This window comes from Streptomyces candidus, assembly GCF_014207445.1.
Lineage (GTDB): Bacteria > Actinomycetota > Actinomycetes > Streptomycetales > Streptomycetaceae > Streptomyces > Streptomyces candidus.
This window is the reverse complement of sequence record NZ_JACHEM010000007.1, coordinates 314976-334210: the sequence shown is the minus strand read 5'-3', so window position 1 is coordinate 334210 and position 19235 is coordinate 314976. Positions and strand designations below refer to the sequence as shown.

Annotated in this window: 6 protein-coding genes and 1 pseudogene; 4 read left to right on the top strand and 3 right to left on the bottom strand. The window is 72.6% G+C overall.

The genetic code is table 11. The features are described from left to right. Positions 1-29: 29 nt before the first annotated feature. Both HNQ79_RS34525 and HNQ79_RS16230 read right to left on the bottom strand, forming a co-directional pair. Entirely contained in the window at positions 30-9659 is a 9630-nt protein-coding gene (locus tag HNQ79_RS34525) for a type I polyketide synthase (RefSeq protein ID WP_308437376.1), read from the bottom strand. Between the two features lie 43 nt (positions 9660-9702). Next, positions 9703-13785 (bottom strand): annotated as a pseudogene (locus HNQ79_RS16230) (type I polyketide synthase); the annotation flags it as partial. A gap of 254 nt (positions 13786-14039) precedes the next feature. Here HNQ79_RS16230 and HNQ79_RS16225 point away from each other — a divergent pair. The 4 genes from HNQ79_RS16225 (at position 14040) to HNQ79_RS16210 (ending at position 17999) form a co-directional block, all read left to right on the top strand. Further along, positions 14040-15443, top strand: a complete 1404-nt coding sequence (locus HNQ79_RS16225; RefSeq protein ID WP_185031589.1) for a glycosyltransferase — start codon at positions 14040-14042, stop codon at positions 15441-15443. 12 nt (positions 15444-15455) lie between these two features. Next, positions 15456-16511, top strand: a complete 1056-nt coding sequence (locus HNQ79_RS16220; protein ID WP_185031588.1) for a DegT/DnrJ/EryC1/StrS family aminotransferase — start codon at positions 15456-15458, stop codon at positions 16509-16511. A gap of 31 nt (positions 16512-16542) precedes the next feature. Then, positions 16543-17718, top strand: coding sequence for a cytochrome P450 (locus HNQ79_RS16215; protein ID WP_185031587.1), 1176 nt, complete (start codon positions 16543-16545; stop codon positions 17716-17718). An 86-nt stretch (positions 17719-17804) separates the two neighbouring features. Then, positions 17805-17999 (top strand): ferredoxin, encoded by a 195-nt coding sequence (locus HNQ79_RS16210; RefSeq protein WP_185031585.1) that lies wholly within the window; start codon positions 17805-17807, stop codon positions 17997-17999. A gap of 21 nt (positions 18000-18020) precedes the next feature. Here HNQ79_RS16210 and HNQ79_RS16205 read toward each other — a convergent pair whose 3' ends face one another. Next, on the bottom strand, positions 18021-19205 hold the full coding sequence (locus HNQ79_RS16205) for a cytochrome P450 (protein ID WP_185031583.1): 1185 nt from the start codon (positions 19203-19205) through the stop codon (positions 18021-18023). Positions 19206-19235 lie beyond the last annotated feature (30 nt).

The following is a 19235-nucleotide window of genomic DNA, read 5'->3' as shown; positions in this document are numbered from 1 at the left end:
GCGGCCGGGCGGACGTCGCCGAGGGGCCGCTACATGTCGGTGGCGAGCCGCAGCAGGCCTTCGGCGTCCATGTCGTCGAGGTCCTCGGTCGGGCCCTCGCCGTCGAGAGGCCCGGTAGCCGCGTCGGGGGCATCGGCGGTGGCGAGTTTGAGCACCATGTCCAGAAGTCCTGCTTTTCGGAGTCTGCTGATGGGTACGGAGGCGAGCACGTCGCGGATCTCCGCGTCGGGATCGTCGGCCCGGTCGTCGGCGTGCCCGGGGGCGGCGCCGAAGATCAGCGAGCCGATGTGCCGGGCCAGGGTGGCCGGGGTCGGATGGTCGAAGACCAGGGCCGCCGGCAGTGGCAGGCCCAGGGCCGTCCGCAGCCGGTTGCGCAGCTCGACGGCCGTCACCGAGTCGAAGCCGACGTCACGGAAGGCGCGGGTGGCGGGAATGGCGTCGGTCGCGTCGTGGCCCAGGGTCGCGGACGCTTCGGCGCGTACCGCTTCGAGCAGGGCCCGGTCGCGTTCGGCGGTGGGCAGGGTGTCGAGCCGCTGCCTGAGGGGCGGCACAGCGGTTCCGTCGTCGGTGGGGACTTCGTCGCCCGCCGACAGGGCCCGGCCGGCCTCGGGGATGCCGGTGAGCAGCGGGCTGGGCCGCGTCGCGGTGAAGCTGGGGGTGAAGCGTTCCCAGTCCATCAGCGTCACGGTGAGCGCCGTGTCGTCGTCCTCCAGCATCCGCTGGAGTGCGGCGATCGCCAGCGGCGGCTCCATGGGCATGACGCCCTGGCGCCGCAGCCGCTCGTGGACCTCGTCGACCGTGGCCATGCCGACCTCGGCCCAGGTGCCCCAGGCGACGGAGGCGGCGGTCAGGCCCTCGGCCCTGCGGTGTTCGGCCAGGGCGTCGAGGAACGCGTTGGCCGCCGCGTAGCCGGGCTGGCCGCCACTGCCCCAGGTGGCCGCGCCCGACGAGAACAGCACGAAGGCGTCCAGGTCGAGGCCGCGGGTCAGTTCGTGCAGGTGCAGGGCGGCGCTGAGCTTGGACCGCATCAGGGCGTCCAGCTGCTCCAGCGTCAGCGACTCCACGGAGGCGTCGCCCTCGGCCACGCCGGCGGCGTGGAAGACCGAGGCGAGGGGGAACTCGGCGGGAATCGCGGCCAGTACGCCGGCCAGCGCGTCGCGGTCGGCGGCGTCGCAGGCGGCGATGGTGACGCGGGCGCCCAGGCCCTCCAGTTCGGCGCGGAGCGCGGCCGCGCCGGGCGCGTCCTCGCCGCGGCGGCTGGTCAGCACCACGTGTCCGGCGCCGCGCTCGATCATCCAGCGGGCGACCCGGCCGCCGATGCCGCCGGTGCCGCCGGTGATCAGGGCGGTGCCCCGGCCGTGCCAGCGGCGCTCGGGGCGGTCCGCGGTGGGCGCCGCGTGGGTGAGGCGGCGGCCGTAGATCCCGGACGGGCGGACCGCGATCTGGTCCTCCGCGTCCAGGCCCGCCAGTACGGCGGTCAGCCGGGCCCCGGCCCGCGCGTCCAGCGTCTCCGGGAGGTCCACCAGACCGCCCCAGCGGTCCGGGTGCTCCAGCGCGACCACCCGGCCCAGGCCCCACAGGGCGCTCTGCACGGGCCGGGTGAGCCGGTCGTCCTTGCCCACCGACACCGCGCCGCGGGTGGCGCACCACAGTGGGGCGCGCAGTTCCGCGTCGCCCAGTGCCTGGACGAGAGTGAGCGTCAGGGCCAGTCCAGCGGGCACGGACGGGTGGTTCGGGTGGCGCTCCTCGACGGACGCCAGCAGGGACAGTACGCCGGTGAACTCCGTTCCGTCGGCGGTCAGTTCCTTGAGTCGCTTGGTCCAGGCGGCGCGGCCCGCGCCGTCGTTGCCGCCACCGCCCTCCGCCTCCAGCCGGACCGTGTCCGGGCCGAGCAGGGCCAGTACGGAGGTGATCCAGGCGTCGTCGGCCCGGTCCGCCGGTACCACGGCGAGCCAGCGGCCCGTGGGAGCGGCGGTGCCCGGCTCGTTCAGCCGGGTCCAGTCGACGCGGTAGCGCCAGGCGTTGACGGCCGAGCGTTCCCGGGACTTGGCGCGCCAGGCCGACAGGGTGGGCAGTACCTCCCCGAGCGAGGAGCGTGCCCCGTCCTCGGCGACACCGAGTTCGTCGGCCAGGGACTCCAGGTCCGCGCTCTCGACGAGGTCCCAGAAGGCGGTGTCCGTGCCGGCGCCGTCGCCCGGGGCCGCGGTGGCGTTCGTGGCCCTGGGCTCGGGCCAGAACTTGCGGTGCTGGAAGGCGTAGGTCGGCAGGTCGACGGGGACGGCGGCGCCGGCCGGGAACGCCGTGCGCCAGTCCACCGCCGTGCCGTGCGCGTGGGCCTCTGCGAGGGAGGCCAGGAAGCGCCGGATGCCGCCTTCGTCGCGGCGCAGGGTGCCGAGCACCACGGCGGAGTCGGCGACGGCCTCCTCCACCGTCTCCTGGGTCTCCTGGACGGGGGCGGCCAGCACCGGGTGCGGGCTCATCTCGATGAAGACGCGGTGCCCGTCCGCGAGGAGCGCACGGGTCGCCTCCTCCATCCGCACGGTCGTGCGCAGGTTGGTGTACCAGTACGCGCCGTCGAAGGCGGCGTCCGTCAGGCGGGCGCCGGTGACCGTCGAGTAGAACGGCACGCGCGGGCTCGCGGAGACGACCGGCGCCAGTACGCGGGAGAGCTCGTCGCGCACGGCTTCGACATGTGCGCTGTGCGAGGCGTAGTCCACCGACACCTTGCGGGCGCGGACGCCCTGCTGTCCGCAGGCGGCGTGCAGTTCGTCCAGCGCGGCGGCGTCGCCGGAGACGATGACCGACGAGGGCCCGTTGACGGCCGCGACGGACAGCAGTTCGCCCCAGGGCTCCAGCAGGTCGGTCACCCGCTCCACCGGCGCGGCCACCGACATCATGCCGCCGAGCCCGGAGAGCTGGGGCAGTGCCTGGCTGCGCAGGGCCACGACGGCGGCCGCGTCCGCCAGCGTCAGCGCGCCCGCCACGTACGCGGCGGCGATCTCGCCCTGCGAGTGGCCGACGACGGCCGAGGGCTCGACTCCGTACGAGCGCCAGAGCGCGGTCAGCGCCACCATGGTCGAGAACAGCGCGGGCTGGACGACGTCCACCCGTTCGAGCAGCGCCGGGTCTCCCTCGCCGGCCAGGACCTCGTGCAGGGACCAGTCGATGTACGGGGCGAGGGCGTCGGCGCAGTCGTCCACGGCCGCGCGGAACACCTCGGAGTGGGCGAGGAGTTCGCGGCCCATGCCCCACCACTGGGAGCCCTGGCCGGGGTAGACGAACACCGGTCCCCCGGCGCCCTCACCGACGGCGCCCTGGACGACGTCTGCCGCGCTGCGGCCGGTGGCCAGTGCTTCGAGGGAGCGCAGGAAGTCCTCGCGGGTCCGGCCGATCACGACCGCGCGGTGGTCGAAGGTCGTACGGGTGGTCGCCAGCGACCAGCCCACCCGCGCGGGCGACAGGCCGGGGTCGGCGTCGGCGAGGGCGAGGAGCCGGGCCGCCTGGTCGCGCAGGGCCGCCTCGGACTTCGCGGAGACCGGCCACGGTACGACCTGCGCGTCGGCGGGGCCACCGGTTGCCGTGTCAACGCCTTCCCTGTGCGCGCCCGTTGTGTCGGCGTCTGCCGTACCGGCGTCCGTGGTGCCGGTGTCCGCGGTCCCGGCTTCGGCCGGGGGTGCCTGCTCCACGATCAGGTGGGCGTTGGTGCCGCTGATCCCGAAGGAGGACACTCCGGCACGCCTGGGCCGGTCGGTCTGCGGCCATGGGGTCCGCCCGGTCAGCAGTTCCACCGCTCCGGACGTCCAGTCCACGTGCGTGGAGGGGGTGCCGGTGTGCAGGGTGCCCGGCAGGACGCCCTCGCGCATGGCCATGACCATCTTGATGACGCCGGCGACTCCGGCGGCGGCCTGGGTGTGACCGATGTTGGACTTGAGCGAGCCGAGCCACAGCGGGCGCTCGGGATCGCGGTCCTGACCGTAGGTGGCGAGCACGGCCTGCGCCTCGATGGGGTCGCCGAGCCTGGTGCCCGTGCCGTGCGCCTCCACCGTGTCCACGTCCGCGCCGGTGATCGCCGCGTTGGCGAGGGCCTGGCGGATGACCTGCTGCTGGGCGGGCCCGTTGGGGGCGGTGAGACCGTTGGACGCGCCGTCCTGGTTGATCGCCGAGCCGCGGATCACGGCGAGGACGCGGTGGCCGTTGCGCCGGGCCTCGGAGAGACGCTCCAGCAGGACCAGACCGACGCCCTCCGCAAGGGTCATGCCGTCGGCGGCGTCGGAGAACGGCTTGCAGCGGCCGTCGAGCGCGAGCGCCCGCTGCCTGCTGAAGCCCACGAAGGCGTGCGGGGTGCCCATCACGGCCGCGCCGCCCGCCAGCGCGAGGGAGCTCTCCCCGCTGCGCAGCGACTGGCAGGCCAGATGCACGGCCACCAGTGAGGACGAGCAGGCGGTGTCGACGGTGACCGCCGGACCTTCGAACCCGTACAGGTACGACACGCGGCCGGACAGCACGCTGGCCGCGGTGCCGGTGACCATGTGCACCTCGGAGCCCTCGGCGCCGTTGTGCGCGGTTGTCGCGTAGTCCTGGTGGCTCGCGCCGATGAAGGTGCCCGCGGTGGTGCCCCGCAACGAGTCCAGGTCGATCCCGGCCCGCTCGAAGGCCTCCCAGGAGGTCTCCAGCAGCAGGCGCTGCTGCGGGTCCATCGACACGGCCTCACGCGGCGAGATCCCGAAGAACGCGGGGTCGAACTCGGCGGCCTCGTGCAGGAATCCGCCCTGGACGGAGTACGTGCGGCCCTGCCGGTCGGGGTCGGGGTCGTAGAGCCCCTGGGCGTCCCAGTTGCGGTCGGCGGGGAATTCGGAGATCGCGTCCGCGCCGTCCAGGGCGAGGCGGATCAGCTCCTCCGGAGTGTTCGCGCCGCCGGGGTAGCGGCAGCTCATGCCGATGATGGCGATCGGGTCGTCGTCGGCCGCCGCCCCCGCGGGCGTGGCGCGCGCCGCGACGGCTTCCTCGCGTCCCTCGCCCAGGGCGGCGCCCTTGAGGAAACCGGCGAGTGCGACCGCGTTGGGGAAGTCGAAGACGAGGGTCGACGGCAGGGTCAGGCCGGTGGCCGCGACGATGCGGTTGCGCAGGTCGACGGCGGTGACCGAGTCGAAGCCGATGTCGCGGAAGGCCCGCCGCTCGGGGAAGGACTCCGCGGAGGCGTGGCCCAGGACGGCGGCCGCCTCGGTGCGGACGAGGGTGAGCAGGAGGCGTTCCTGCTCGGCGTCCGTCAGGTCGTGCAACCGCGCCGCGAGGTCGCTCGCCGCGGGCGCACCGGCGGCCTGCCGCGGGGCGGGGGCGAGCTGGCGGGCGACCTCGGGCACCTCGTCGAACAGTCGTGTGGGGCGGCCGGTGGTGAAGACGGGGTAGTAGGTGTCCCAGTCGATGTCGGTGAGCCCGATGACGGTCTCGTCGTCGTCCAGGGCCCTGCCCAGGGCGCTCAGCGCCTGCTGCGGGTCCAGGTAGGCCAGGCCGCTGCGGCGGATGTGGTGCGGGTCGGCCAGCTCGCGTTCGATGTCGTCGGGCCACTTGCCCCAGTGCACCGAGGTGGTGCGCAGACCGCGGGCGCGGCGGTTGACCGCGAGCGCCGAGAGGTAGGCGTTGCCCGCGACATAGGCGGCGTGGTGGCCGCTGCCCCACATGCCGGCGGTGGAGGAGTACAGAACGAAGTCGTCGAGCTCGTCGTGGTCGAGGAGTTCGTCGAGGTGCTGGGCGCCGGTGACCTTGGCGTGCACGACGTCGGAGAAGGACTCCATCGTGGTCTCGGCGAGGGTGTGCAGCTCGATGACGGCCGCGGTGTGGATGACCGTGCGTACGGTACGGCCGTCGGCCTTGAGGTCCGCCAGGAGCGCGGCGACGGAGTCGCGGTCGGTCACGTCGCAGGCGACGGCCGCGGCCTCGGTGCCCGCCGCGGCCAGTTCCGCGATCAGTTCGGCCGCGCCGGGGGCGTCGGCGCCCCGGCGGCTGGCGAGCACCACATGGCCGGCGCCCCGGCCGGCGAGCCAGCGGGCGAGGTCGGGTGCCAGGGTGCCGGAGCCGCCGGTGACCAGGGTCGTACCGCGCGGGGTCCACGTACGGGAGGGGCCCCGTCCGCCGGACTTGGCGCGCACGATGCGCCGGGTGAAGACCCCGGAGGGGCGGACGGCGAGCTGGTCCTCGTCGCCGAGCGCGCCCGCGAGGGCGGAGACCACGCGTCCGGCCGCCCGCCGGTCCAGCGTCGGCGGCAGGTCGATGACGCCGCCCCAGCGGTGCGGGTGTTCCAGGGCCGTGGTCCAGCCCACGCCGGCGATCTGGGCCTGCACCGGGTGGGTCAGCGCGTCCGACCGGCCGGTGGAGACCGCGCCGCGGGTGAGGAACCACAGCGGCGCGCTCACGCCGGCGTCGCCCAGTGCCTGGACGAGCGGGACGGTCAGGGCGAGGCCGAGGGTGAGGCCCGGGTGGCGCCCGCTGCGCTCCTCGGCCGCGGCGAGGGTGGAGACGATCCCGGTGAGTTCGCCGGTGGTGGCCAGCAGTTCGGCGAGGGTGGCGCGGTCCGTGTGCGTGTCGTCCAGGACCAGGCGGGTCACCTCGGCGCCCGCTTCGGCCAGCACGCCGGTGGTCTCGCTGTCGTCGGTGCCGTCGGCGGACACGACGAGCCAGGTACCCGTCAGGGTCCGCCGGGGGACCTTGGCCAGCGGCGACCAGGTCACCCGGTAGCGCCAGGAGTCGGTTCTGGTCGCTTCGTTGCGCGACTTGCGCCAGGAGGACAGGGCGGGCAGCACGGCGGCCACCGCGTCCTCGTCCGTCCGCAGGGTCGAGGCCAGCGCGCTGAGGTCCTCCCCCTCGACGGCCGCCCAGAACCGGGCGTCCTGCGGGTCGGCCGTGGCATCCCGGTCGTCCGCGGCGGGGGTGTTCCAGAAGCGTTCGTGCTGGAAGGCGTAAGTGGGCAGGTCGATGCGGCGGGCGTCGGTGCCCGTGAAGAGCCCGGCCCAGTCGACGTCGACGCCTCGTACGTGGACCTCGGCGGCGGAAAGCAGGAAGCGCGCGAGTCCGTCGCGTCCACGGCGCAGCGTGCCGGTGGCGACGGCCGGCTCGCCGTACGCCTCGGTCATGTCCTGTACCGACATGGTCAGTACGGGGTGCGAGCTGACCTCGATGAACGCGCGGTGGCCGTCGGCGAGCAGGTCACCGACCGCTTCGGCGAACCGTACGGTCCGGCGCAGGTTCGTGTACCAGTAGGCAGCGTCCATCGTTCGGGTGTCCAGCCAGTCGCCGGTCACCGTGGAGAAGAACGGGACGTCGCTGGTGCGTGGGGCGACCGGTGCGAGGACGTCGAGGAGTTCGTCGCGGAGGTTCTCGACCTGCGCGGAGTGCGAGGCGTAGTCCACCGCGACGCGGCGCACCCGGATGTCCTCGGCCGTCAGCAGCGCCCAGAGTTCGTCCAGCGCGCCGGGCTCGCCGGAGACGATGACCGAGCGCGGCCCGTTGACGGCGGCGATCGACACCCGGCCCTGCCAGTCCGTGAGCCGGCCCTCGACCTCGTCGACGGGGAGCGGTATCGACATCATCCCGCCGTGGCCGGCCAGGGTGCGGCCGATCGCGCGGCTGCGCAGCGCGACCACCCGGGCGCCGTCCTCCAGGCAGAGCGCGCCGGAGACGACGGCCGCGGCGATCTCGCCCTGCGAGTGGCCGACGACCGCGTCGGGCTCCACCCCGTGGGCGCGCCACAGGGCGGCGAGGGAGACCATCACGGCGAAGGACGCGGGCTGTACGACGTCGACGCGCTCCAGGGACGGTGCGCCGTCCGCGTCGCGCAGCACATCCTCCAGGGACCAGTCCACGAACGCGCCGAGCGCGGTGGCGCATTCGGCGATCCGCTCGGCGAAGACCGGTGACTCCTCCAGCAGCCGGGCACCCATGCCCACCCACTGGGAGCCCTGGCCGGGGAAGACGAACACCGTCCTGCCCTCGACGTCGGCCGTGCCTTGGACGAGATCCCGCCAGGACTGACCGGTGCCCAGGGCGGTGGTCCCGGCGAGGAGTTCCTCGTGGTCGGCGCCGACCACCACGGCCCTGTTCTCCAGAAGCGCGCGCGAGGCGACCAGGGTGTGGCCGACGTCGGCCGGCCGCGCCGGCGGGGCGCTCTCCAGGTGCGCCACCAGGGCGGCGGCCTGGTCACGGACCGCCGGCTCGCCGCGGCCGGACAGGATCCAGGGCAGGGCGGCGGCGGTGAAGGGCGCCGCGGCGGGCTCGTCCGTCCCGGTCGGCCCGGGGGCCTCCTCCAGCAGGGCGTGGGCGTTGGTGCCGCTGATGCCGAACGAGGACACCGCGCAGCGGCGCGGCCGTCCGGTGTCCGGCCAGGTCACGGAGTCGGTCAGGAGGCGTACCGCACCGGAGGACCAGTCGACGTGCGAGGAGGGCGTCTGTGCGTGCAGGGTCGCGGGCAGCACCCCGTTGCGCAGCGCCATGACCATCTTGATGACGCCGGCGACTCCGGCGGCGGCCTGGGTGTGACCGATGTTGGACTTGAGCGAGCCGAGCCACAGCGGGCGCTCGGGGTCGCGGCCCTGACCGTAGGTGGCCAGCAGGGCCTGCGCCTCGATGGGGTCGCCGAGCCTGGTGCCCGTGCCGTGCGCCTCGACGGCGTCGATGTCGGCGCCGGTGAGTCCGGCGGTGGCGAGGGCCTGGTGGACCACGCGTTCCTGGGAGGGGCCGTTGGGGGCGGTGAGGCCGTTGGAGGCACCGTCCTGGTTGACCGCCGAGCCGCGCAGCACCGCGAGGACGCGGTGGCCGTTGCGGCGGGCGTCCGAGAGGCGTTCCGCGACGAGTACGCCGACGCCCTCGCCCCAGCCCGTACCGTCCGCGTCCTCGGAGAACGCCTTGCAGCGCCCGTCGGCGGCCAGGCCGCCCTGCTTGCTGAACTCCACGAAGACCGAGGGTTCGCTGAGTACGGTGACGCCGCCGATGACGGCGAGCGAGGACTCGCCGTTGCGCAGCGACTGCGCCGCGACGTGCAGGGCGACCAGCGAGGAGGAGCACGCGGTGTCGACTGTGATGGCGGGGCCTTCGAGCCCCAGGGTGTAGGCGATGCGTCCCGACAGCACGCTGGCGGCGGTGCCGGTCAGGGCGTGTCCCTGGAGTTCGCCCGCGGCGGCGGCCGAGGGCGCGCCCCAGTGGTAGGCGCCGACGAACACCCCGGCACGGCTGCCGCGCAGCGCGGTCGGGGCGATCCCCGCCCGCTCCAGGGCCTCCCAGGTCACTTCCAGCAGCAGTCGCTGCTGGGGGTCCATGGCCAGTGCCTCGCGCGGGGATATACCGAAGAAGCCGGCGTCGAATTCGGGCGCCTCGTAAAGGAATCCGCCTTCGTGGGTGGCGCTGTTTCCTTCGCCGGACCCGGTGAGCCGGTCGATGTCCCAGCCGCGGTCCGAGGGGAATCCCGATATGGCGTCGCCGCCGGATGCGACGAGTTCCCACAGGGCCTCCGGGGAGCGGACTCCGCCGGGCAGCCTGCAGCTCATTCCGACAATGGCGATGGGCTCATTGTCCTTGAGTTCCAGTTCTCCGATGCGCTGACGCGCACGACGGAGATCGGAAGTGACTCGCCTCAAGTAGTCGACGACTTTGTCCTGCTGGTCTTCTGGCACCGGTCCGTCCTCATCATCGGGTCGCGAACGAAAGCAGCAATTCTTATGTGGTTTCGAACTCTTCATCGATGATGTCGAGCAGTCTGTCGACCGACACCGTGTCGATGTCCTCGCCGGACGTGCTCGGCGAGGAGGGGCTGGATTGCCGCAGGGCGGAGACGAGTTTCTCCAGACGGTCGGCGATCATCCGGCGTTCGGAACCGTCCGACGCCGCCTGGACGACGGCCTCGAACCTGGCGATCTCGTCGCCGGCGGATCCCGTCGCCGGGGCGGCGGGCGCCGCGAGGACCGTCGCGAGACGGCCGGCGAGCCGTGCGGGGGTCGGGAAGTTGTAGACGAGGGTGCTGGGCAGGGCCCGGCCGGCGAGTGCGCCGAGCCGGTCGCAGAGCTCGACGCCCGCGAGGGAGTCGAAGCCCAGCTCCTTGAAGGCCTGGTGGGCGCCGATGGCGTCCGGGCTGCCGTGGCCGAGCACCGCGGCGGCCTCGGTCCGTACGAGATCGAGCAGATGGCGCTCCCGCTTGGCCTCGGGGAGCCGCTCCAACTGCTCGGACAGGGTGGGCGCGCGGTCGTCCCCTGCGCCCGGTGCGGCCGCCGGTGGCCGAGTGGTGCGGGTGGTGACGGAGTCCGTCCCCGCCCTGGGCCGGGGGACCGTCAGGGCGGGGAGGAACTCGTCGGCCGACAGCGGGCGGACCCGCAGGCTCTCGGCGGTGAGCACCGGGGCCCCGCAGGAGTCGGCGGCAGCGAGCCGCAGCACGCTGCCCGGCTCGTCGGTGCAGGGGGCGATCCGCACCCGCAGGGCAGAGGCGCCCGCCGCGTGCAGGGACACTCCGCGCCAGCGGTCCGGGAGACTGCCGTCCTCCGTCATGGCGGCGTGCCGCGCGGCGTCCAGCAGGGCGGGGTGCAGGCCGTACGCGGCAGCGTCGCCCGCCTCGGCGGGCAGGGCGACGTCGGCGAAGGTCTCCTCGCCGCGGCGCCACAGCGCGCGCAGCCCCCGGAAGGCCGGGCCGTACGCGAAGCCCTGGTCGGCGAGGCGTTTGTAGTACCCCTCCAGCTCCACCGGGTCGGCGCCCCGCGGCGGCCAGACGTCGGAGCCGAGGTCCGCGCAGACCGGCGGCCCCTCGTGAGCGGGGACGAGGACGCCCGTCGCGTGCCGGGTCCACGGCTCGTCGGCGGCGCCCTCCGGCCTGGAGTTGACGGTGACGGCGCGCCGCCCGATGCCGTCCGCCGCACCGAGGCGCACTTGCAGACGTACGGAGCGGTCCTCGGCCAGGACCAGCGGCCGGGTGGGGATCAGTTCCTCGACCCGGTCGCAGCCCGCCTCGTCGCCGGCCCGGACCACCAGCTCCAGCAGGGCCGTTTGCGGCAGCGTGATCCGTCCGGCGACGACGTGCTGGGCGAGCCAGGGGTGGGTGCGGGCGCAGAGTTCTCCGGTGAACACCAGGCCCTCGCCGTCGGCGAGTTCCAGGGTGCCGCCGAGCAGCGGGTGCCCGGTGGCGCCCGTCCCCCGGTTTCCGGCGCCCGCGGGCGGGGCGGGCCAGTGGCGCTCGTGCTGGAAGGCGTAGGTCGGCAGGTCGACCCGCCGGGCGGCGGTGTCCGCGAAGAAGGCCGTCCAGTCGACGGGGACCCCGGCGGTGTGCAGCCGGCCCAGGGCGGCGACGAGAGCGGCCTCCTCGGGCTGGTCCTTGCGCAGCGTGGGGACGACGGTCATGGACCGGGCGGCCCCACCGAGGCTCTCCCTGGCCATGGCGCTCAGTGCGCTGCCGGGGCCAAGCTCCAGCAGGGCGTCCACGTTCTCCTCGCCGAGCGCGGTGACACCGTCGGCGAAGCGCACCGCCTCGCGCACATGGCGTACCCAGTAGTCGGGGGTGCACAGCAGGGAGCCGGCCGGTGCGCCGGTGAGGTTGGAGACGACCGGGACGGTCGGCTCGTGGAAGGTGAGGGACTCCATGACGCCGCGGAAGTCCGCCAGCATCGGATCCATCAGCGGCGAGTGGAAGGCGTGCGACACCGGCAGCCGGCTGGTTCTGCGTCCCTGGTCGGCGAAGTGTGCGGCGATCTCCAGGACCGCGCTCTCCTCGCCCGCGATCACCACGGACGCGGGCCCGTTGACCGCGGCGACCGAGGCCCGGTCGGCGCGGCCGGCGAGCAGCGGCAGGGCCTCGTCCTCGGCGGCCTGCACGGCGACCATCGCACCGCCGGCGGGCAGGGCCTGCATCAGTGCGGCGCGCGTGGCGACCAGCCGGCAGGCGTCGGCCAGCGGGAGGACGCCCGCGACATGGGCCGCGGTGATCTCACCGACCGAGTGGCCGCCCACCACGGCGGGGCGGACGCCCAGGGACTCCACCAGGCGGAACAGGGCCGTCTCGACGGCGAACAGCGCGGGCTGGGTCCAGCCCGTACGGTCCAGCTCCTTCGGGTCCTCGCCCCACATGATGTCGCGCAGCGGGCGGTCGAGGTGCCGGTCCAGTTCGTCCACCACGGCGTCCAGGGCGCGCGCGAAGACCGGGAAGCGCGCGTGGAGTTCGCGTCCCATGCCCAGGCGCTGGCTGCCCTGGCCGGGGAAGAGGATCGCCACGGCGCCGTCACCGGCCTCGCCGCGGGCGACTTCCGTCACGTCCTGCCCGTGCGGCCCGTGTGCGAGCAGGGCCGCCCGGTGCCGGAGCGCGGCGCGGCCCGTCGCCAGGGAATGGCCGATGTCGAGGGCGGTGAGGCCGGGGGCGTCGGCCACGAAGTCGCCGAGCCGGGTCAGCTGGTCCGCCAGCGCCGCTTCGGTCCGGGCCGATACGACCCAGGGCACCACCGCGGGCACGGGGGCGGACGAGGGCCGCTCCGTCTCCTCGGGGGCCTGCTCGACGATGACGTGCGCGTTGGTGCCGCTGATGCCGAAGGACGACACGCCGGCGCGCCGCGGCCGTCCCACGGGGTGCCACGGGGTCTGTTCGCTCAGCAGCTCGACGGCGCCGTCCGTCCAGTCGACGTGGGAGGTGGGCCTGCCGACATGCAGGGTCCGCGGCATCAGGCCGTGGCGCAGGGCCATCACCGTCTTGATGAATCCCGCGATCCCGGCCGCGGCCTGGGCGTGCCCGATGTTCGACTTGAGGGAGCCCAGCCGCAGCGGTCGGCCGGGCGGGCGGTCCTGTCCGTACGTCGCCAGCAGCGCCTGCGCCTCGATGGGGTCGCCGAGCTTCGTGCCGGTGCCGTGTGCCTCGACCATGTCGACGTCGGCGGCGCGGAGTCCCGCGTCGGCCAGTGCCTGGCGGATCACGTGCTCCTGCGACCGGCCGCTGGGGGAGGTCAGGCCGTTGGAGGCACCGTCCTGGTTGGTGGCGCTGCCGCGCAGGACGGCGAGCACCCGGTGGCCGCGGGCCCGTGCGCCGGAGAGCCGTTCCAGGACGACGACGCCGACCCCCTCGGCCCAGGCCGTGCCGTCCGCGTCCTCGGAGAACGCCTTGCAGCGCCCGTCGGGGGCCAGCCCGCCCTGGCGGGAGTAGCCGACGAAGCCCACCGGGGTGGACATCACCGTGACACCGCCGGCCAGCGCCATCGAGCACTCCCCCGCGCGCAGCGAGCGCGCCGCCCAGTGCAGGGCGACCAGCGAGGAGGAGGAGGCGGTGTCGACGGTGACCGCGGGCCCTTCGAGGCCCAGGGTGTAGGCGAGCCGCCCGGAGGCGACGGCCGGCGACAGGCCGGTCATGGCATGGCCCGCGAGGTCCTCCGGGGACCGCTGGGTGACGGTGGCGTAGTCCTGGCCGCCGGTGCCGACGAACACACCGGTCGGGCTGCCGTTCAGGCCGTGGGGGTCGATCCCCGCCCGTTCGATCGCCTCCCAGGCGGTTTCCAGCACCAGCCGCTGCTGCGGGTCGGTGGAGACGGCCTCGCGCGGTGACATGCCGAAGAATCCGGCATCGAAGTCGGCGGCCCCGTACAGGAAACCGCCCTCGCGGGTCACACTGCGGCCCGGCCCCTCACCGGCCAGCGCCTCCAGGTCCCAGCCGCGGTCCGCCGGGAAGCCGGAGATCGCGTCACGGCCCGACAGGACCAGGTCCCACAGCTCCTCGGGGGAGCGCACTCCCCCCGGGTAGCGGCATGCCATCCCGACGACCACTACCGGGTCTTCGTCGGCTCCGATCGTCATGACGTTGCACACCCCTAGGAAGTCGGGCCCGGACACCTCTGTGTTCCGGATCGTAGGGGCGTGAACGCTGTACTTTTCCCTAAGGAATTCAAGGACTCCGCACGGAAGACTAGGGATTCTCCGGAACGTGGTGTGAGACCAAGTAACTGCTCCGCTTCAACGCGCGGCGCGGCCACCCGGCGACCGGCCGTGTGGATACCTGTGGCGCCTGCCGTTGGGGCTGCCACTTCCGGAGGGTGTTGTCCATGGGCTCGATTCGGCGGCCTATCCTGTTCGTCAGCTATGCCGAAAGCGGTCTTCTGAACCCGTTGCTCGTACTCGCGGAGGAATTGTCCCGCCGCGGTGTGGAGGATCTGTGGTTCGCGACCGACGAAAAAGGCCGCTCCGATATCGCCGCGGCCACGGTGAAAACGCCCGTGGAATTCGCTTCGCTCGGTGAGGTGGTGCCGCAGATGTCGGCCGTCACCTGGGACGACGAGACCTACCGCGAGGTGACGCAGCGCTCGCGGTTCAAGGCGCACCGCGCGGTCATCAAGCACTCCTTCGAACCGGCGTCCCGGGTGGAGAAGTACAAGCGCCTCGAAGCCATTGTCGACGAGGTGCGGCCCGCGCTGATGGTCATCGAGTCCATGTGCCAGTTCGGATACGAGCTGGCCATCACGAAGGGCATTCCCTTTGTGCTCGGCGTCCCGTTCGTGCCGAGCAATGTCCTGACATCGCACGTTCCGTTCGCCAAGTCGTACACACCGGGCGGCTTCCCGGTGCCGCACTCCGGGCTGCCGCTGGACATGACGTTCGCGCAGCGGGTGGAGAACCAGCTGTTCAGGCTGCGGACGCTGGGGATGTTCATGACCTCGTCGATGCGCAAGGTGGTCGAGGAGGACAACCGGATCCGCAAGGAGCTGGGGATCTCGCCCGAGGCACGCCAGATGATGGCGCGGATCGACCACTCCGAGATGGTGCTGTGCTACTCGGTGCCCGAGCTGGACTACCCCTTCCCGGTGCCGGACAAGATGCGGCTGGTCGGCGCCATGGTGCCGCCGCTGCCGCAGGCTCCGGACGACGACGGTCTCTCCGACTGGCTCGACGCCCAGCAGTCCGTGGTCTACATGGGCTTCGGCACGATCACCCGGCTGACGCGCGAGCAGGTCGGCGCGCTGGTGGACGTGGCGCGGCGGCTGGCGGACGGACACTCCGTCCTGTGGAAACTCCCCAAGGAGCAGCAGGAGTTGCTGCCGCCGCGCGAGGAGCTGCCGGACAATCTGCGGATCGAGAACTGGGTCCCCTCCCAGCTCGATGTGCTGGCCCATCCGAAGGTCGAGGTCTTCTTCACCCACGCGGGCGGCAACGGCTATCACGAGGGCCTGTACTTCGGTAAGCCGCTGGTGGTGCGTCCGCTGTGGGTCGACTGCGACGACCAGGCGGTGCGGGGCCAGGACTTCGGGGTCAGCCTGACCCTCGACCACCCGCAGACCGTCGACGCCGACGACGTCGTCGACAAGATCACCCGGGTGCTCACGGACAGCGCGTTCCGTGAGCGTGCCGAGCACTTCTCGAAGCTGCTGCGGGCCGCGGGCGGCCGGGCCGCCGCCGCGGATCTCCTGCTCGGCCTTCCCGCCCTGTCCGAACCCGCTCTCGCCAACGACTGATCGAGGGATCCGATGTCATACGCACAGCCCGTGTCCAAGCCCTGGCTCGGCGGGCGTGAACTCGAATACGTGACGGACGCCGTCAGCGGCGGCTGGATCTCTTCGCAGGGACCGTACGTCAAGAAGTTCGAGACCGCGTTCGCCGCATACAACGGGAGCACGCACGGCGTCGCGTGCTCCTCCGGGACGACGGCGCTGACCCTGGCGCTGCGCGCGCTCGGGGTCGGCCCCGGCGACGAGGTCATCGTCCCCGAGTTCACGATGATCGCCTCGGCCTGGGCGGTGTCCTACACGGGCGCCACCCCCGTCTTCGTGGACTGCGGGGACGACCTCAACATCGATGTCTCACGCATCGAGGAGAAGATCACTCCCCGCACCAGGGCAATCATGCCGGTGCACGTCTACGGCCGCCGGTGCGACATGGACCCGATCATGGATCTGGCGCATCAGTACGGCCTGCGCGTGGTGGAGGACTCCGCCGAGGCGCACGGCGTGCGGCCGGTCGCCGACATCGCCTGCTTCTCGCTCTTCGCCAACAAGATCATCACCGCTGGGGAGGGCGGGATCTGTCTCACCGACGACCCCTATCTCGCCGAACAGATGGCTCATCTGCGGGCGATGGCCTTCACCAAGGACCACAGCTTCCTGCACAAGAAGCTGGCCTACAACTTCCGTATGACGAGCATGCAGGCGGCCGTCGCGCTGGCGCAGACCGAGCAGCTCGACTCCATCCTGGCCGCCCGCCGGGAGATAGAGCGCCGTTACGACGAGGGCCTGAGCGGTATCGACGGGATCACCCTGATGCCGCCGCGCGATGTGCTGTGGATGTACGACCTGCGCGCCGAACGCCGCGACGAGCTGATGGACTTCCTCAGGGACGAGGGCGTCGAGACGCGGCTGTTCTTCAAGCCGATGAGCCGCCAGCCCGGCTATCTCGACCCCGTCTGGCCCTCGCTCAACGCGAGCCGCTTCAGCGAGGACGGCTTCTACCTGCCGACCCACACCGGACTGACCGAGGATGACCAGGAGTTCATCGTCGGGAAGGTCCGCAAGTTCTACGCCGCGTGAGGCGTGTCCGGCTCCCAGGGAAATTGAGAAGATGACAACTGTCGACAAGTGTCCGGTCGCCTTCCCGCTGCGGCAGCCCGGCCAGTCCTTCCCACCGCCCCAGTATCTGCAATTCCGTGAGCAGCAAGGGCTGGTGAGCACCACCCTTCCCTCCGGTGAGCACGTGTGGCTGGTGACCCGGCACGAGGACGTCCGCGAGGTGCTCACCGATCCGCGGATCAGCTCCAACCCCTCGCACCCCGGCTTCCCCCGCGCCGCGAAGACCGGCGGTGTGCCGTCCCAGGACGAGGTGCCCGGCTGGTTCGTGGCCCTGGACCCGCCGGAGCACGGGCGGTTTCGCAAGACGCTGATTCCCGAGTTCACCGTCCGCAAGGTCAGGGAGATGCGTCCGGCCATCCAGCAGATCGTGGACGAGCGCATCGACGCGATGCTCGCGGCGGGCAACACCGCTGATCTGATCGCGGACTTCGCGCTGTCCGTGCCGTCCCTGGTGATCTCCACACTGCTCGGCGTGCCCCACGCCGACCGGGACTTCTTCGAGACCAGGACCCGGGTCCTGGTCACGCTCACCTCGACGGACGAGCAGCGGCAGGCGGCCTCCAAGGCACTGCTGCGCTACCTCAACCGGCTGATCGTCATCAAACAGAAGCGGCCGGGCGACGACCTGATCAGCCGGCTGCTGGCCGACGGGACGCTAGGCAAGCAGGAACTGTCCGGCGTGTCGATGCTGCTGCTGATCGCCGGGCACGAGACGACGGCGAACAACATCGGGCTCGGGGTGGTCACCCTGCTGTCCCACCCGCAGTGGATCGGCGACGAGCGGGCCGTCGAGGAGCTCCTGCGCTACTACTCGGTGGCCGACCTGGTCGCCTTCCGGGTGGCCGTGGAGGACGTCGAGATCGGCGGGCAGCTCATCCGGGCCGGCGAGGGCATCATCCCGCTGGTCGCCGCCGCCAACCACGACGGGACCGTCTTCGAGCGCCCCGACGAGTTCGACCCCGGCCGCTCCGCCCGCTCGCACGTGGCGTTCGGCTACGGGGTGCACCAGTGCCTGGGCCAGAATCTGGTCAGGGTGGAGATGGACATCGCCTACCGGACGCTGTTCGAGCGGATCCCCACGCTGGAGCTGGCCGTTCCGGTGACGGACCTGCCGATCAAGTACGACGGGGTGCTGTACGGGCTGCACTCCCTGCCCGTCCGCTGGTAGCCGCGCCACCGCACACCAGACGCCGGGGCCGCCCACGACGGGCGGCCCCGGCACGACCGCAGTCTCAACCGACGGAGGAATGAACAGTGCGCATCAGTGTGGACACCGATCGCTGTGTGGGGGCCGGACAGTGCGTCCTGTCGGCTCCCGACGTCTTCGACCAGGACGATCTGGGGATCGTCATGGTCCTGGCCGAGCCGGCGGACGAGCCGGCCCGGGAGGCGGCGCGGCAGGCCGGCGTGATCTGCCCGTCCCAGGCGATCACCGTGGGCGAGAGCTGACCGGTCGCCCCTGCTGGGGCACTACCAGGTGACCGGCACCTCGGTGATCCCCGCCGAGAGCCTCCCGCCGAGTACCTGAAGCTCCTCGACGGGACGCGCGAGCCGCAGCCCGGGCAGGCGGGTGAAGAGCAGGGTGTACGCCGTCCGGAGCTGCATGCGCGCCAGCGGGGCGCCGATGCAGTGCCACATCCCGTGACCGAACGTCAGGTGGGCGTTGGGCGAGCGGGTGATGTCGAACAACTCGGGATCGTCGAAGACCCGGGTGTCGAAGTTGGAGAGGGTGAAGTCGAGCAGCACCAGCTCCCCGAAGCGGATGGTGACGCCACCGATCTCGACGTCCTCGGTGGCGTAGCGCGGCAGGACCGAGCCGCCGGCCTTCGCCGACCGCAGGATCTCCTCCACGGCGCCCGCCATCACCTTCGGGTCCGCCATGGCCGCCGCGAGCTGATCGGGGTGGATGCCGAACAGCATCACGCCGAGGTCGATGTGGCTGGCGACGGCCTCGAGTCCGGCGAACAGCACCCCGGCCGCGACGGGCCCGATGCGCGCGTCCGAGGGCTCCTTCACGCACAGCCGTGAGATCACGTCGTCGCCGGGGTCGGCCCTCCTGCGGCCCGCCAGCTCCACCAGGTAGCCGAAGAGGTCCTGCTGCCCGTCCTGGACGGTGTCCGGGTCGTCCAGCCCGCCCATCTGCGAGAGCAGGCGGGCGAGCAGCTCACGGTCCTCGGCGGGCACACCGATGAGTTCACCGAGCACGGCCAGCGAGAACGGCATCGAGAAGCCGCTCTGCAGATCCGCCGGCGGCCCCTGCGCGATGAAGCTCTCCAGCACGGTTTCGGCGATGGCCTCGACCTTCGGCCTCATGTTGAGCACGCGCCGCGCGGAGAAGTTCGGGGTGAGCATGGCGCGGGTCTCGCTGTGCAGCTTGCGCGCCACTTCGGCGTCGTCGCTGACGAGCATGTCCAGGAACGGGTTGTGGACATAGCGCGGGGCGTTCGCCGGGTCGGGGTGCGCGCGGGCCAGCCGCTCGTCGCGGAGCAGCTCCTTGAGTTCGGCGTGGCGTGTCACCAGCCATCCCTCGTCGCCGGCGGGGGTGCGCACCCGGCAGACGGCGCCGCTGGTCTGGAGCTCGCGCAGCAGGGGGCTCAGCCGCAGGACGGTGGGCTGCGCTCCCTTGAGGGACGGCAGCTCCTGGGACGTGGTCATGGGGGGGTCTCCTCTGAACGGTGGTACGGG